This window comes from Actinokineospora sp. HUAS TT18, from assembly GCF_051364635.1.
Lineage (GTDB): Bacteria > Actinomycetota > Actinomycetes > Mycobacteriales > Pseudonocardiaceae > Actinokineospora.
Genome location: NZ_CP195645.1, coordinates 5,756,246 through 5,770,585, shown reverse-complemented (window position 1 = coordinate 5,770,585; position 14,340 = coordinate 5,756,246). Strand labels below are relative to the sequence as shown.

General features: G+C 70.1%; 16 protein-coding genes. 8 read left to right on the top strand and 8 right to left on the bottom strand.

The genetic code is table 11. The features are described from left to right. Nucleotides 1–7 precede the first annotated feature (7 nt). Complete coding sequence (locus ACSHT8_RS26745) at nucleotides 8–505, bottom strand: hypothetical protein (RefSeq protein WP_436493657.1); 498 nt, start codon at nucleotides 503–505, stop codon at nucleotides 8–10. Between the two features lie 142 nt (nucleotides 506–647). On the opposite strand from ACSHT8_RS26745, the gene ACSHT8_RS26740 reads away from it, so the two are divergent. Continuing rightward, on the top strand, nucleotides 648–2,177 hold the full coding sequence (locus ACSHT8_RS26740) for a dolichyl-phosphate-mannose--protein mannosyltransferase (RefSeq protein WP_436502186.1): 1,530 nt from the start codon (nucleotides 648–650) through the stop codon (nucleotides 2,175–2,177). Here ACSHT8_RS26740 and ACSHT8_RS26735 read toward each other — a convergent pair. After that, nucleotides 2,128–2,355 carry a hypothetical protein gene (locus ACSHT8_RS26735; protein WP_436493656.1) on the bottom strand — a complete coding sequence of 76 codons (228 nt, stop codon included), beginning with the start codon at nucleotides 2,353–2,355 and terminating at the stop codon, nucleotides 2,128–2,130. The two genes, ACSHT8_RS26740 and ACSHT8_RS26735, sit on opposite strands and share 50 nt — an antisense overlap. An 86-nt stretch (nucleotides 2,356–2,441) precedes the next feature. Between ACSHT8_RS26735 and ACSHT8_RS26730 the strand changes: the two genes are divergently transcribed. Beyond that, nucleotides 2,442–3,395: a GlxA family transcriptional regulator gene (locus ACSHT8_RS26730; RefSeq protein WP_436493655.1), complete on the top strand. Its 954-nt coding sequence runs from the start codon at nucleotides 2,442–2,444 to the stop codon at nucleotides 3,393–3,395. Here the strand turns inward: ACSHT8_RS26730 and ACSHT8_RS26725 are convergent. Next, nucleotides 3,392–5,260: a serine/threonine-protein kinase gene (locus tag ACSHT8_RS26725; RefSeq protein WP_436493654.1), complete on the bottom strand. Its 1,869-nt coding sequence runs from the start codon at nucleotides 5,258–5,260 to the stop codon at nucleotides 3,392–3,394. The genes ACSHT8_RS26730 and ACSHT8_RS26725 overlap by 4 nt on opposite strands. Nucleotides 5,261–5,487: 227 nt before the next feature. Here ACSHT8_RS26725 and ACSHT8_RS26720 point away from each other — a divergent pair, with 227 nt between their 5' ends. The 4 genes from ACSHT8_RS26720 to ACSHT8_RS26705 all read left to right on the top strand — a co-directional run bounded on the left by ACSHT8_RS26720 (nucleotide 5,488) and on the right by ACSHT8_RS26705 (nucleotide 8,847). Then, complete coding sequence (locus ACSHT8_RS26720; RefSeq protein ID WP_436493653.1) at nucleotides 5,488–5,700, top strand: KTSC domain-containing protein; 213 nt, start codon at nucleotides 5,488–5,490, stop codon at nucleotides 5,698–5,700. A gap of 38 nt (nucleotides 5,701–5,738) precedes the next feature. Then, on the top strand, nucleotides 5,739–7,106 hold the full coding sequence (locus tag ACSHT8_RS26715; RefSeq protein WP_436493652.1) for a dihydrolipoyl dehydrogenase family protein: 1,368 nt from the start codon (nucleotides 5,739–5,741) through the stop codon (nucleotides 7,104–7,106). A 117-nt stretch (nucleotides 7,107–7,223) separates the two neighbouring features. Further along, the gene (locus ACSHT8_RS26710; RefSeq protein ID WP_436493651.1) at nucleotides 7,224–7,961 is read left to right on the top strand and encodes an LPXTG cell wall anchor domain-containing protein; all 738 of its coding nucleotides are present in this window, start codon (nucleotides 7,224–7,226) and stop codon (nucleotides 7,959–7,961) included. Nucleotides 7,962–8,025: 64 nt separating this feature from the next. Beyond that, entirely contained in the window at nucleotides 8,026–8,847 is an 822-nt protein-coding gene (locus tag ACSHT8_RS26705; protein WP_436493650.1) for a putative RNA methyltransferase, read from the top strand. On the opposite strand, the gene ACSHT8_RS26700 is transcribed toward ACSHT8_RS26705, so the two are convergent. After that, entirely contained in the window at nucleotides 8,836–9,396 is a 561-nt protein-coding gene (locus ACSHT8_RS26700) for a TIGR03086 family metal-binding protein (RefSeq protein ID WP_436493649.1), read from the bottom strand. The genes ACSHT8_RS26705 and ACSHT8_RS26700 overlap by 12 nt on opposite strands. A gap of 74 nt (nucleotides 9,397–9,470) precedes the next feature. Between ACSHT8_RS26700 and ACSHT8_RS26695 the strand changes: the two genes are divergently transcribed. Both ACSHT8_RS26695 and trxA read left to right on the top strand, forming a co-directional pair. Next, a complete protein-coding gene (locus ACSHT8_RS26695) occupies nucleotides 9,471–10,076 on the top strand; it encodes a TetR/AcrR family transcriptional regulator (RefSeq protein ID WP_436493648.1) in 606 nt (201 codons plus the stop codon). Between the two features lie 43 nt (nucleotides 10,077–10,119). After that, complete coding sequence (trxA, locus tag ACSHT8_RS26690; protein ID WP_436493647.1) at nucleotides 10,120–10,485, top strand: thioredoxin; 366 nt, start codon at nucleotides 10,120–10,122, stop codon at nucleotides 10,483–10,485. Between the two features lie 47 nt (nucleotides 10,486–10,532). Here the strand turns inward: trxA and ACSHT8_RS26685 are convergent, their stop codons facing one another. The 4 genes from ACSHT8_RS26685 to ACSHT8_RS26670 all read right to left on the bottom strand — a co-directional run bounded on the left by ACSHT8_RS26685 (nucleotide 10,533) and on the right by ACSHT8_RS26670 (nucleotide 14,283). Then, on the bottom strand, nucleotides 10,533–11,954 hold the full coding sequence (locus ACSHT8_RS26685) for a multicopper oxidase domain-containing protein (protein ID WP_436493646.1): 1,422 nt from the start codon (nucleotides 11,952–11,954) through the stop codon (nucleotides 10,533–10,535). After that, a complete protein-coding gene (locus ACSHT8_RS26680; protein ID WP_436493645.1) occupies nucleotides 11,951–12,538 on the bottom strand; it encodes a hypothetical protein in 588 nt (195 codons plus the stop codon). Before ACSHT8_RS26680 ends, ACSHT8_RS26685 begins: the two co-directional genes overlap by 4 nt. 75 nt (nucleotides 12,539–12,613) lie before the next feature. Further along, nucleotides 12,614–13,492 carry a hypothetical protein gene (locus ACSHT8_RS26675; protein WP_436493644.1) on the bottom strand — a complete coding sequence of 293 codons (879 nt, stop codon included), beginning with the start codon at nucleotides 13,490–13,492 and terminating at the stop codon, nucleotides 12,614–12,616. Between the two features lie 32 nt (nucleotides 13,493–13,524). After that, nucleotides 13,525–14,283, bottom strand: coding sequence for an N-acyl homoserine lactonase family protein (locus ACSHT8_RS26670; protein ID WP_436493643.1), 759 nt, complete (start codon nucleotides 14,281–14,283; stop codon nucleotides 13,525–13,527). Between the last annotated feature and the right edge of the window lie 57 nt (nucleotides 14,284–14,340).

The window sequence follows — 14,340 nt, the reverse complement described above, 5'->3', positions numbered from 1 at the left end:
CGGGAGCCTACCCACGGAGTTTCGCCACGTAGTGGCCCAGTTCCGTCGCCCGCCAGTCCTCGATGAAGAGGGAGACCGGGACTCGCCGATCCAGGTCCCGCCACTTCGCCATCCGCAGCGTCGAGGCGGGGACGGACTTGCGTGGCGGGAGAGGCCGGATGGTGGACGACCGGAACACGATCTCGTCCCAGCGCACCGGACCGATGCCGCCCACCTGCTCGCGTTCCAGGTCCGACCAGGCGACCGAGACCTCCACACCCCTGCTGACTTGCACGATCCCTTCAGGGCGGACTTCCATGGTGGCCTGCCGGAACAGGCCCGCGACGACAGCGGTGGAGGCCACCGCACCGCCGACGAGGCCCGCCGTCACCGGCGTGGACGGCCCAACTGTGAGCAGGACTGCCACCCACGTCAGCGCGGTGGTCACGGCGCCGATCCCGGCGGCCATCAGGAGCACGTACGGCCAGCGGAGCCGATAGGTGGGGAACTCGTAGGTGGGATGCACGGTCGGCAGGGTACGGCCGTCGAATGTGTGCCTGGGATGACAAAGCCCGGCCCAACCTGGCCATCCCGACACCGATCGAACACGTCGAGCCCTACCATCTCCCCTCGTGAGCCTCCTTGTAGCCGATGACGAGGCCGACCGGGTGACCCCGGACCCGGCGCCGCGGCAGGTCGACGACGCCGCGTTGGCGCGGGAGCGGCTGCTCGGCAAGCCGATGCCCGCTGACCGGCTGCGCGCGTGGCTCGTCACGGCGGTCATCGGGCTGATCGGCGGGTTCGTCCGGTTCCAGAATCTCGGCAACCCCACCGACAACGGCACACCCGTCTTCGATGAGAAGCACTACGTGCCGCAGGCGTGGCAGATGCTGCGCAACGGGGGGTTCGAGGACAACCCGGCCTACGAGCTGACGGTCCACCCGCCGCTGGGCAAGACCATGATCGCCATCGGCGAGTGGCTGTTCGGGTACAACGGCTGGGGCTGGCGGTTCACCGCGGCGCTGTGCGGCGCGCTGATGATCGTCATGATCATCCGGATCGCGCGCAGGCTGACGCGGTCGACGCTGCTCGGCGCGGTGGCGGGGGTGCTGCTCATCGCCGACGGGGTGTCGCATCTGCAGTCGCGGATGGGGATGCTCGACATCTTCCTGGCGTTCTTCGTGCTCGCCGCGTTCGGCTCGATGCTGATCGACCGCGATCAGGTGCGGACGCGGCTGGCCATCGCGGTGTCCGAGGGCTGGATCAACGACTCTCAGTACGGGCCGCGGGTCGGCGTGCGCTGGTTCCGGCTGCTGACCGGCGTGCTGCTCGGCCTGGCGTGCGGCGTCAAGTGGTCCGGGCTCTACTTCGTCGCCGCGTTCGGGCTGCTCACCGTGCTGTTCGACGCCACGGCGCGGCGGTCGGCCGGGGTCCGGCACCCGTGGCTCGGGTCGCTGCTGCGTGACGTGCTGCCCGCCGCGTGGGCCTTCCTCGGGGTCATGTTCCTGGCGTACCTGTCGACGTGGTGGGGCTGGTTCGGCAGCGAGACCGGCGTCGACCGGCACCTGGTCGAGACGACCGGCGGCGGGTTCTTCGACGTGGTCCAGGGCGCGATGGCCTCGCTCGGGAAGTACACCGAGCACGTGCTGACCTTCCACTCCAACCTGGTGACCGACCCAGCGAAGCAGCATCCGTGGGAGTCGAAGCCGTGGACGTGGCCGATGGGTCTGCGGCCGATGCTCTACTACTACGAGGGCAACCTGACCGGCTGCGGCGAGGCTCGCTGCGTCGCGGCGACCATGCTGATCGGCACGCCCGCGCTGTGGTGGCTGGCGCTGCCGATGCTCGCGTGGGGCCTGTGGCGGATGATCGGCCGCCTCGACTGGCGGTACGCGGCCGTGATCGTCGCCTACCTGGCCGGGCTGCTGCCGTGGTTCATCAACCTCGACCGGCAGATGTACTTCTTCTACGTCACGCCGATGGCGGCGTTCCTGGTGCTTGGGCTGGTGCTGCCGCTGGGCCACCTGCTCGGCCGGGCCCGCGACGGTGCCGAGCGCCGCGGGACCGGACTGCTGGTGGTCGCCCTGTACATCGGGCTGGTGGTGGCGAACTTCGTGTGGCTGTGGCCGATCCTCAACGGTGACCCGATCACCGAGAGCCGATGGCAAGCCGAACTCTGGCTGCCGTCCTGGCGCTAGGCGAGTCCTGGCCGACCGGGCGGCCGCGGGTCTCCGCGACCGTCCGCGCGAGGTCGCGGTCTTCGACATCGGTGTGTCCGGCCAGCCGCGGGCGCGGCTGAGGCTGGCGGTGGTGGTTGCGGTCCAGGCCGTAGACCAGCAGGAACGCGAGGACGAGGAGAACGAGTTCAGGTGTCATGGCACTAAGTTTGCGCTGATGGATTTCCTGCCACCAGCGGCAGGACTGACCTTGTGCAACAAAATCCTGCCAGTTACGCTGACGCCATGCTCAAGACCGTGGCGGTCGTGCTCATCGATGGTTTCGCGCCGTTCGAGTTCGGCGTGGTGTGCGAGGTGTTCGGCATCGACCGCACCGACGAGGGCGTGCCCCCCATCGAGTTCCGCGTGTGCGGCGAGGTCGCCGGGCAGCCCCTGCCGTCGAGTCTGGGCGTGCGGATGATCCCCGAACACGACCTCTCGGCCCTCGACGGCGCCGACCTGGTCGCTCTCCCAGCCTGCACGATCCGCGACGACTACCCACCCGCGGTCCTCGACGCCATCCGCGCCGCCCACACGCGCGGGGCCACGATCTTGTCGGTCTGCAGCGGCGCTTTCCTGCTCGGCGCGACCGGGCTGCTGGACGACCGCGCTTGCACGACCCACTGGCGCCACGCGGCCGATCTGGCTGACCGCTTCCCTGCGGCGAAGATCGACCCGGACGTGCTGTTCGTCGATGACGGCGACATCATCACGAGCGCTGGAACGGCGGCGGGGATAGACGCGTGTCTTCACCTGGTCCGCCGCGAATTGGGTTCGGCGGCGGCCACGACTATCGCGCGGCGGATGGTTGTTCCTCCGCAGCGGGATGGGGGGCAGCGGCAGTTCGTGGAGCTGCCGGTGCCTGCTTGTGAGGGGGACAGTCTCGCGCCGGTGTTGACGTGGATGTTGGAGAACTTGGCGGAGGATCAGTCGGTGGCCGCGCTGGCGGTTCGGGCTCGGATGTCGGAGCGGACGTTCGCTCGGCGGTTCGTGGCTGAGACTGGGACTACGCCGCTGAAGTGGTTGTCCATGCAGCGGGTGCTGCATGCGCGGACGCTGCTGGAGGAGACGTCGGCGAGCGTCGACGACGTGGCCCAACAGTGCGGGTTCGGCACGGCGGCGCTGCTGCGTCACCACTTCCAGAAGATTGTCGGCGTGTCTCCGAAGGACTACCGCCGCACCTTCGCCCGCACCCCTTAGCGCAGGTGGCGGGTGCGGTCGGCGCCCTCGATGTCCTCGCGGCGGACGATCTGGGTGACCGGGCCGGTCTCCGTGTGGCCCTCCCGAGCCATCCAGTCACTCAGCTCCCGAGCCACCGCGCGCAGCGTCGGCCGGCGGGCGGGCTCGGAGTCCAGCGAAGCCATCAACAGGCGCCGATGGGCGCTGTGCAGGGGCAGCTCGGTCAACGGCTCCCCCTTCGCCGCGGCCATCAGGGCCGCCATGGCGTTGTCGCGGGTGCCGCGTGGGGGCTTGCCGGTCAGGGCGAAGTTGACCGTCGCGGCCAGTTGCCAGGCGTCTGATGCGGGGGTGGCGTTGGCGCCCGCGGCTGTCTCCGAGGCGAGGAAGTCGGGGGTGCCGACCATCATGCCGGTGGCGGTCAGCGTGGAATCGCCCTTGGAGCGGGCGATGCCGAAGTCGATCAGGTGGGCGTTGCCGTCCGGGTCGATGATCACGTTCGACGGCTTCACGTCGCGGTGCAGCACGCCCTTCGCGTGGGCGGCGGACAGGGCGCCCGCCATGGTGATCCAGAGGCGGGCGACGGCGACGTCGTCGAGTGGGCCGCCGGTGGCGACGCGGTCGGCCAAGGGCTGGCCCTCGATGTACTCCATGACCAGGCCGAGCCCCTCGGGCTCGGACACGATGTCGTACACGCGCACGCAGTTCGGGTGGTGAACCGCGGCGAGGGCGCGGGCCTCGCGGAGCATGCGCTCCTCGGTCTCGGCGTCGGGGGCGTGGGCCATCTTCACCGCGACCGTGCGGTCGAGCTGGGTGTCGACGGCCAGCCACACCGTGCCGAAGCCGCCGTGGCCGAGTTCGCGGACCTTGCGGAAGCGGCCGCCCGATGGGCGCGCCGCGGCGGGCGGCGGGGTGGCCGAGCGCGGGGTGAACGGCAGCGGGCCGGGGTCGGCGGCCAACTGGGCGAGGGCCTTGCCCTCCGGGTCCGGATCGCGCAGCGTCGGGTTCGGGGCGGGTGGGATGTACGGCGGCGGCTTGCGCACCGGGGGCGGCACGGGCGGCTGGTAGGGCGGGATCGGCTTGGCCGCCTGCACCGGCTTGACCGGGGCCGAGGGCTGGTAGGCGGGCACCGGCGGCTGCGGCTGGTACGGCGGCGGGCTCGGCTGCTGCGCCACGGGGGCCACCTCGGGTTTCTGGTACTGGCGCTCGATCGTGGTCCAGCTCGGCGCGCCGACGACGTAGACGGGGACGAGGCCAAGGATGGCGATGGGCAGGAAGCCGAGCCAGAGGTGGGCCGCGGCGTTCGCCTCGACCGGCAGGCTCAGCACGGCCATGAGCGCGAACGGGCCCCACACGAGCCTGCCCGGCCACACCGGCCCGCGCCGCATCGCGGCCCTGGCCTGCAGGATCACGAACAGCAGGCACACCGTGGGGATGATGACCAAGGTCGCGATGCGCAGCAGGTAGATCGGGGTGCTCTCGAACTTGTGGAACAGCACCTCGTACACGTTGGCGCCGCCACCGAGGTAGACCGACTGGTCGCCCACCCACTGGCAGTACTCGCGCTTCATCGACGACGACCCGGCGAGCGCGACCGCGTCGTCGCCGGCGAAGACGCTGCGGAAGACGCCGCTGATGCCGTTGAACAGGATCAGCGGCATCAGGAAGGCGAAGAACGCCCCGACGACGGCGATGGTGGAGACCGTTGCCGTGTTGTACGTGTTCCCCGTGGCCTTGCGGAGCACCGCGATGATGACCGAGGCCAGCATCGGCAGCAGCGCGATCAGCGCGCCCGCTGTGGTCGTCGCCCACACCCAGTCGCCCGGGCACAGGCCCGGCCCGAACACGTTGTGCGCGAACGCCAGCAGGGAAGCCGCGAGATCCAGCACTGCGACAACAGCTCCTCTCGGGATGGTGGAAGGGTGTGCCCGAACCAGCGTATGTCGAAGTTCGCTACTGGCGGGCCGTCTATCCACAGGACGTCGGACACCCCGGCAGGTTGTCCACAGGTCGCGATCACCCACGCCACGGCGAGGTGGATCGGTGGCAAGGTAGCGGTAAGCCCCGGCACCGGGGCGAAGGCAGGGCCGATGATCGGCGACGGAGGGACGTGCGCGTGCGCAGGCAGGCCGTCTCATCGACCAGCATCGCGTCGGTGGGCTACGACGCGGCGGTCTCGACGTTGGAGGTGGAGTTCAGGAACGGACACGTCTACCAGTACCTGGAGGTGGCGAAGCGGCTCTACTGGGCGTTGATGTCGGCCGACAGCATGGGCGCCTTCCTCAACCGCGAGATCCGCGACCAGCACGAGTTCCGCCGGATCAGCTAGGCGCTGCGGACGCGGCCGGGGCGTGATGGAGTGGAGCCATGACCCGCACAGTCGATATCGCCGTCGTCGGGCTGGGGCCGGGAGGCGAGTCCGCCGCGGCGAAGCTGGCCGAGGCCGGGCTCGACGTGCTCGGCATCGACTCCCGCCTGGTCGGCGGCGAGTGCCCGTACTACGCCTGTGTCCCCACCAAGATGATGATCCGCGCCGCCGACGCGCTGGGCGAGGCGCGGCGGGTGGACCTGCTGGCCGGGTCCGCCGAGGTCCGGCCCGACTGGCGGCCGGTCGCCGCCCGGATCCGGGCCGACGCGACCGCCGACTGGGACGACACCGCCGCCGTCGAGCGGCTCACCAAGTCCGGCGCCGCGTTCCTGCGCGGGCGCGCCAGGATCACCGGGCCGAACCGGCTGACCGTGTCCACTTCGGACGGCGACGAGACCGTCGAGGTCCGGCGGGGCATCCTGCTCAACCCCGGCACCGACCCGGCTGTGCCGCCGATCCCCGGCCTGGCCGACGTGCCCCACTGGACCAACCGCGACGCCGTCGCCGTCACCGCCGTGCCAGAGTCGCTGATCGTGCTCGGCGGCGGCCCGGTCGGCTGCGAGTTCGCCCAGATCTTCGCCCGCTTCGGCGCCAAGGTCACCCTGGTCGAGGCGCAGGACCGGCTGCTCACCCTCGACGAGCCGGAGGCGGGCGAGCTGATCGCCGAGCGGTTCGCCGCCGAGGGGATCACCGTCCGCACCGGCGTCAAGATCACCGGCGCGACCCACGACGGCGCGCAGGTCACCCTGGCCTTCGACGGCGCCGACCCGGTCACCGCCGCGCACGTGCTCGTCGCCGCCGGGCGGCGCACCGACCTCGCCGCGCTCGGCGTCGGCGCGGTCGGGCTCGATGAGTCGGCCAAGGGCATCGAGGTCGACGACCGGATGCGCGCGGCCGACGGCGTGTGGGCCATCGGCGACGTCACCGGCAAGGGCGCCTTCACCCACATGTCGATGTACCAGGCCGAGATCGCCGTCGCCGACATCCTCGGCACCGCCGACCGCACCGCCGACTACCGCGCGGTCCCCCGGGTGACGTTCACCGACCCCGAGGTCGGCTCGGTCGGCCTGTCGGAGTCGGCGGCCCGCGAGGCCGGGCTGTCGGTGCGCACCGGAACGGCCAAGATCGCCGAGTCGTCGCGCGGGTGGATCCACAAGGTCGGCAACGAGGGCTTCATCAAGCTGGTCATGGACACCGACCGTGACGTCCTGGTCGGCGCGACCGCGGCCGGACCGGCGGGCGGCGAGGTGCTCGGCGCACTCGCGGTCGCCGTGCACGCGGAAGTGCCGGTCAGCGCCCTGCGACGGATGATCTTCGCCTACCCGACCTTCCATCGCGCGATCGGCGACGCCCTGAAAGATCTCTAAACGGCAACGAGAACGACACGAAACTACCCACAGGCGTCCCCGTGCGATGGCGTCCGCCGTTTGGGTGTAGAAAGTCACCCAACATCGGCCAGTGCGGTCACCACTTGGAGTCACCACATGCGTAGGTCCGTCGCATCGCTCACTCTCGCCGCCTTCAGCATCGCTGGCATGCTCGCCCTGTCGGGCACCGTCGGGGCCGCGCAGAACGACACCCCTCCGTCGGGTGACGACCGCGCGACCTCCCACCCGGTGCAGGCAGGCAACAACGTCACCGAGGCGGACTGCCCGACGCTGTTCCCCGGCAGCACCGCGGTGACGGTGACCTACACCGTGGACCAGGCCGGTGTCTACCTCGACATCACCGCGATCCCCGCGGGGACGACCGTCGCGGGCGTGATCGTCAAGGGCAGCTCGGCCTACAACAAGTACACCCTCGAAAGCCTCGGCGGGGTGGCGGCGCTGCCGTGGAACGACCTGCACGCGCCGCTCGCGGGCCAGAGCGAGGGCCCCGCGCAGATCAGCCACTGGTTCGTCTGCGGCACCAAGGACACGTCCACCACGACGTCGCCCACGACCACGACCACGACGGACACCACCACCACCACCACGGAAACCACGACGACGACCACCGGCACCGAGCCCACGTCCACCACCACGGCCTCGACCACGGTGACCACGACCCGCCCGGCCACCACGACCACCACGGTCGCGCCGGTCCCGGTCGACAACGACGACCTGCCCGACACCGGCTCCAATGTCGGCTGGATGATCCTGCTCGGCGCGGCCCTGCTGCTCACCGGCGGCGCGCTGATGACCGTTCCGCGCATCCGCAACGCGGTCCTGCGCCGCTCCTGATCGACTGACGTAGAGAGGCCCCGGGCGACACCGTCGCCCGGGGCCTCGTCGTAGGGTCGGACCCATGCTCGCCGACGTCGTGCCACTGCTGGTCTGCCCGAACTGCGGCGCGGACCTCGCCGAGGCGCCCGGCGTGCTGCGCTGCCACACCGGCCACAGCTTCGACATCGCCAAGCAGGGCTACGTCAGCCTGCTGCGCGGCTCGGCGACCTTCACCGGCGACACCGCCGCCATGGTCGAGGCCCGCGTCCGTTTCCTCGGCGCGGGCCACTACGCCCCCATCACCGACGCGATCGCCGAGATCCGGCCGGGCCCCGGCGCGGTGGTCGACGTCGGCGCGGGCACCGGCCACTACCTCGCCGCGGCCCTGGACGCACACCGCGTCGGCATCGCGATCGACGTGTCCAAGGCCGCCCTGCGCCGCGCCGCTCGTGCCCACCCCCTGATCGGCGCGATCGTCTGCGACGCGTGGGCACCGCTGCCCGTGCGCGACAAGATCGCCGGCCTAACGCTCAGCGTGTTCGCCCCCCGCAATCCCGCCGAACTGCACCGAATCCTGCATCCGGACGGCACCGCCGTCGTCGTGGCGCCGACCGCTCGCCACCTCGCCGAGCTGGTGTCCACTTTGGACCTCATCACGGTCGAGGAGGACAAGCAGTCCCGCATCGATGACCGAATGGCGACCCACTTCACCCTCGCGGGCCAGCGCGTCGTCGAGTTCCCCATGTCGCTCCCCCACGACGCGGTGTCCGCGCTGGTCGGCATGGGCCCGAACGCCTTCCACGCGGCCGGTTCGGCCTTCGCCGAGCGGATCGCCGACCTGCCCGACCCGCTCACGGTCACCGGCTCGGTCACCGTGAGCGAGTACCGGCCGTCAGGCCGCTGACGGGACCACGCGGCCGGTCAGCGCGAGCAGCCGCTCCAGCGCGGAGGCGTCCTCGGGCGCGGGCAGCTTCGCGGTGAACGCCGAACCCGGGCCCCACGCGTCCTCGGGGAACCGGCTGACGACGCTCAGCGCGGCCTCCGCCAGGTCCTCGTCGATCGCCACGTGGACCCCGACCGCGGTGGCGATGTCCCAGGTGTGCACCAGCACGTCGGCGAAGTGCACGAACAGCATGGTGCCGCCGGTGTACTCGACGCCGCGCAGCTCCCACGGGCCGTCGAACACCTCCGGGGTCCCCAGCGCGGCTGACGCGGCCGCGCGGGTCTCCCGGAAGGTCACGCGCGGATCGGCGCCCAGATCGACCTCGGCGGGCGCATCGGTGCCGTCGATCCGCGCCAGGACCCCCAGGCTGTTTCCCACCAGGTGCCGGATGACCTCGCGGACCGTCCAGCCCTCACACGGCGACTGGGCGTCGAGCTGCTCGTCGGTCAGCCCGTCGATGAGGCCCCCGATGAGCTCCCGGACGCGGCGGTCGAGCTCCCTGATGTCCATGATCCCCTCCACAATGTGTACGAACGATCGGTCAGATAGTTCCACATGATCATCCCGTCGTCTAGATTGTTCGGGTGGACGCACGACTGGCGAAGGGCGCCGAGACCCGCCGCGCGACCCTGCGCCGCGCGGTCGAGGTCGCGTCGGTCGAGGGTCTGGAAGGGCTGACCATCGGCAGGCTGGCCGCCGAGCTGGACCTGAGCAAGAGCACGATCTTCGCCCACTTCGGCTCCAAGGAGGAGCTGCAGCTGGCCGCGGTCGCCTTCGCCGCCGACATATTCGTCGAGACCGTGGTCGAGTCCGCGATGAAGGCCGAACCGGGCCTCCCACGCCTCACGAAGCTCATCGACAACTGGCTGGCCCACTCGCGCGACCGGGTGTTCCCCGGCGGCTGCTTCTTCGCCGCCGCGGCAGCCGAGTTCGACGCCCGCGCGGGCCGCGTGCACGACGCGGTCGAGCAGTCGTTCGACAGCTGGATGGGCCTGCTCTCCCAGCTCGCCGCGGCCGCCGTCGAGCGGGGCCACCTCGCCGCCGACACCGACACCTGCCAGCTGGCCTTCGAGATCGACGCGCTCTGCCGGGCCGCCAACGCCGTCGCCGTACTGACCGGCGACGACGAGCCCTACGCGCGGGCCCGCGTCGGCATCCAGACCCGGCTGCGGAATTCTGGCGGCCAGTAGTTCGTTGAACCATCAGATTGCCCGCCCGAACCTAGGAGGACACGTGGCGACGGTCGAACTGACCAGCGAGAACTTCGACGAGGTCGTCGGCGGTGGCGGCACTGTCCTGGTGGACTTCTGGGCGGCGTGGTGCGGCCCCTGCCGCCAGTTCGCGCCGACCTTCGAGTCCGCGTCGGACAAGCACGACGACATCGTCTTCGCCAAGGTCGACACCGAGGCCCAGCAGCAGCTCGCGCAGGCGTTCGACATCAGGTCGATCCCGACGCTGATGGCCGTGCGCGAGGGCGTCGTCCTCTACGCCCAGCCCGGGGCGCTCCCACCCGCGGCGCTGGAGGACCTGATCACCCAGGTCAAGGCCGTCGACATGGCCGAGGTGCACGCCAAGGTCGCGGCGGAACAGGGCAAGTAGAACGCGGAAGTGGCCCCCGGCTCAGCTGAGCCGGGGGCCACTTCGCGTTACGGCACTACCTCAACCTGGGCCATCATCGCGTTGGACGAGTGGTCCAACAGGTGACAGTGGAACACGTACTTGCCGGTGAACCCGGTGAAGGTCGTGTTGACCAGCACCGTCTCCCCCGCGCGCACCGTCACGGTGTCCTTCCAGCCCGCCTCTACCGGCGCCACCGGGACCCCGTTGCGCGACACCACCCGGAACTGCACCAGGTGCAGGTGCATGCTGTGGGTGATGCCGAACTGGGTGTCGTTGTTGGTGATCCGCCACAGCTCCGGCTTGTCCTTGCGGACGGTGAAGTCCACCCGGTTCGGGTCGAACGGCTGCCCGTTGATCAGGAACCGCCGGTTGGGCAGGTCGAAGCTCAGCGCGATGTCCCTGGTCACCGTCGGCGTCGGGATCGCGGGCAGCTGCGGGAGCTGGCCGTTGTCCGGGATCCGGGTCGAGTCGGACTCCACCCGGTCGACGTCGAAGCGCAGGATCTCCTGCGTCTCGGCGGCCTCGCCGAAGTCGTTGCGCAGGACGATCTGCGTGCCCACCGGCTGACCGCCGAAGTCCACGATCACGTCGAGCCGCTCGGCCGGGAACAGCTCGATCGTGCTCAGCGGGACGTTGTTCGGCAGGTAGCCGCCGTCGGAGCCGATCACGTAGAACTTCGCGCCGTTGCTCAGCGAGAACTTGAAGCCGCGGTCGTTGGAGCCGTTGAGCAGCCGCAGCCGGTACTTGCGGGTCGCGACCTTGAAGTAGGGCTGCGGCCTGCCGTTGACCAGGATCGTGCGCCTGCCCCGGAAGTCGCCGGGGAAGTACACGAGCTGGTTGTTCTCATCGATGCGGATGTCGCGGAACAGCAGCGGGACATCCTGGGCGCCCGAGGGCAGGTTCAGCCACGGGTCGCCCGGGTCGTGGATCACGTAGAAGCCCGCGAGGCCGCGGTAGACCTGCTCGGCTTCCTTGTGGTGGGCGTGGGAGTGGTACCAGAGCGTCGTGGCGCGCTGCTGGTTCGGGTAGCGGTAGTCCCGCGACCCGCCGGGCTGGATCAGGTCCGTCGGGTATCCGTCGTGCTCCGGCGCGACGAACGCGCCGTGCAGGTGGACGTTGACGGCCTCGCCCAGCTGGTTGATCTGCTTGACCACGACCGGCCTGCCCTGGGTCACCGCCAGGGTCGGGCCGGGGAACGATCCGTTGAAGGTCAGCACCCGGCTCGTCGTGCCGGGGATGATCTCGACGTCCGCCTGCTTGAGGGTCATCTCGTAGTAGTCGGTGTCCGGCGTTCTGGTCTTGGGCTGCAGGACGGGCGGCACCAGCAGCGGCACCGAGAACGCCGCGAGGTTCGCCGTGGCGGCCGCGCTCGCGACCAGCCTCTCCAGCGGCAGGACCAGACCGGCGCCGACGACAGCGCCCGCCTTCAACAGGTTCCGACGTTTCATGTAGAGCCTCCTTGCTCGCTTACTTCCCCCGAGGGGCCGGCGACACTGCCGGGAACCCCGAACAGCAACGCGATCGCGAGCGCGGCGACGAAGCCGTACCTGGCCGCTTCCAGGCCACCGGCGAGCACCTGCTCGCCGGTGACGGCGTCCTGGTAGATCACGTGGGCGGCGACCATGGCGGCCACGCCGACGGCGAACGCGGAGAACGCCGCGAACACCAGCCCGGTGAACCAGGTGCCGCCCCGCGCGTTGAGCCTGCGGGCCAGGGGCACCGCGAGGACCAGCACGATCACGAGGACGTGGAAGGCAAGGAACGCGCTGCCGAACAGACTGGGCAGCGGCTCGGTGCTGACCGGGCTCGGCGGGATCAGCTCGTCGGCGCCGGAACCGTGGTGGCCCGACCCGGCGTGGCGCGAACCCATGGCCACCGGCAGCAGCTCGCCGTCGCGCAGCAGCGACGGCGGGGCGAACTGGTGGATCACCCAGGTCGCGATCACGGCGAGCCCCACGACGAAGAGGGCCTCGTAGTACGACGGCGACCGCCGTGTCCGAGGCCCTCTCCGGGTCACGATGTCATGGCTCACGCTGCCGAGAATGCGAGCCCTGACTGGAGGAACCGTCCAGCTTCACTGGAAGAGTTCCAGATTAGTGCGTTTGTGCTAGACGACGTCGATGATCTTGTACATCCCGCGAGCGGCACCGGGGTAGCCGGTCTCGCGGTCGCCGACGAAGGACAGCAGGACGTAGCGGCCCGGCGCCAGGTCGGCCTTGTAGTGGACCGCGTAGCCCGCGCTGGCGGGCAGCGCGCCCTGCGGCTGGCCGATGAACGGCGGCGCCGACTGGCCCTGGAAGAACTTGGCGATGTCCTCACCGGTGGTGCCCGGCGCGACCGGCAGGAACACCGAGTCGGCCATCTGGTCGGTCAGGTTGATGATGAGCAGCCGGGCACCGGACTTGATCGTCGCCGGGGCGCGGAAGCGCGGGTCGCCGTTGCTCTCCTGGTACTGCAGGACGACGTGGTCGACACCGGGCCAGTAGGAGTTGAAGCCCCGGCCGACGGTGATCTTCTGGTAGTGGTTGGTCGCGGCCGGGTTGGCCAGCGACCGGTAGTCGACGAGGTAGTAGGTGCCCTCGAAGAGCATCTGGCTGAAGATCTGCGGCGCGCGCGGGGTGACGATCGCACCGCCGAGCAGCACCGAGTCGCGGTAGACCACGGCACCGGCGGCCTTCTTGGCCTCCAGGTCCTCGTTGTGCAGGACCGTGCCGAGGTTGGCGAGCAGGTTGTCGAGCTGGACGCCCGGCTTGAGCTTGATCAGCCCGACCTCACGGCCGCCGAAGTCCGGGGTGGACACCTCGAAGGTGGTGACGCCGGGGCGCAGGGTGGCCGCGGCGGGGGCGACCAGGCGGTCGGTCTGGGCGGTCACCGACACGTGCTGCGGGGCCTGCTTGGCCGCCGCGTTCGCCGGAGTCACCGCCCCCACGGTGGCCGCGGCCACGACGGTGGCGACTACGAGTCGCCGAAGGACGGTCGTGCTCACGAACTGCCTCCTCATTGGTTGGATTCTTTGACTCAGGCGTAGAACTCAGGCGCCCGCTTGAGGGTTTCCCACTGGGAGCCGTCATGGCCGCGCACGATGAGTGCGCCTTCCTTGGCGGCGAGGTCGACGAGCTTGCGGGTGCTGGAGCGCACCAGCTCCGGCTCGAGGTCGTAGTTGGTCATCGGCCGGGTGTCCGGGTCGAGCGCCTTCTCCATGGTGATGGCGTCGATGGCCAGCAGGACCGGGCCGGACTCGGGCAGGCGCACGAGCACCGACTGGTGGCCGAGGATGTGGCCGCTGGACTCGATCAGCTCGATGCCGGGCAGCAGCTCGACGTCACCGTCGATTTGCCGGTAATTCAGGCTTTCCTGATCCCAGTGCTTGCGCGCCATTCGCAGCCGCGGAACGGTGTCCGACATGGCCAATTCGTAGTGGCTGCGCTGGATCACGAACTCGGCCTGCGGGAACAGGTCGTGGTTTCCCGCGTGATCGGGATCGAGGTGGCTGCAGATCACATGTGTGATGTCACCCGGATTGACTCCGATTTGGGAAAGTTGAGTAATCAACTCCTGTTCCGGGGTCACCTGAATCGCCCCAGGTGGGGCGTCCGGCGGGAATCCGGTGTCGACCAGAACGGTCGCGTCATCGGTCTGGATCAGGTAGGCGCACACCGGCATTCGGCCGCCCGCAGCCCAGTCGTGGCCGATGTGGCCCAGCTCAAGCAGGTACAGTCGCATACGTTGTCGCCTCCGTGTGGGCGGTTTTTTCGCACGCCTCTTCGCGCTGGGCACAGCTTGTCGCGGCACACTCGAGAACCGCTCCACTCCGGGTCATAGGGGGATGGGAAG

Coding starts and splice junctions, on each gene's coding strand:
- ACSHT8_RS26700 (WP_436493649.1), bottom strand. CDS start 9,396: ATGGACATCAGGGAGCTCGACCGCCGCGTCCGGGAGCTCATCGGGGGC.
- ACSHT8_RS26710 (WP_436493651.1), top strand. CDS start 7,224: ATGCGTAGGTCCGTCGCATCGCTCACTCTCGCCGCCTTCAGCATCGCT.
- ACSHT8_RS26730 (WP_436493655.1), top strand. CDS start 2,442: ATGCTCAAGACCGTGGCGGTCGTGCTCATCGATGGTTTCGCGCCGTTC.
- ACSHT8_RS26685 (WP_436493646.1), bottom strand. CDS start 11,954: ATGAAACGTCGGAACCTGTTGAAGGCGGGCGCTGTCGTCGGCGCCGGT.
- ACSHT8_RS26735 (WP_436493656.1), bottom strand. CDS start 2,355: ATGACACCTGAACTCGTTCTCCTCGTCCTCGCGTTCCTGCTGGTCTAC.
- ACSHT8_RS26715 (WP_436493652.1), top strand. CDS start 5,739: ATGACCCGCACAGTCGATATCGCCGTCGTCGGGCTGGGGCCGGGAGGC.
- ACSHT8_RS26705 (WP_436493650.1), top strand. CDS start 8,026: ATGCTCGCCGACGTCGTGCCACTGCTGGTCTGCCCGAACTGCGGCGCG.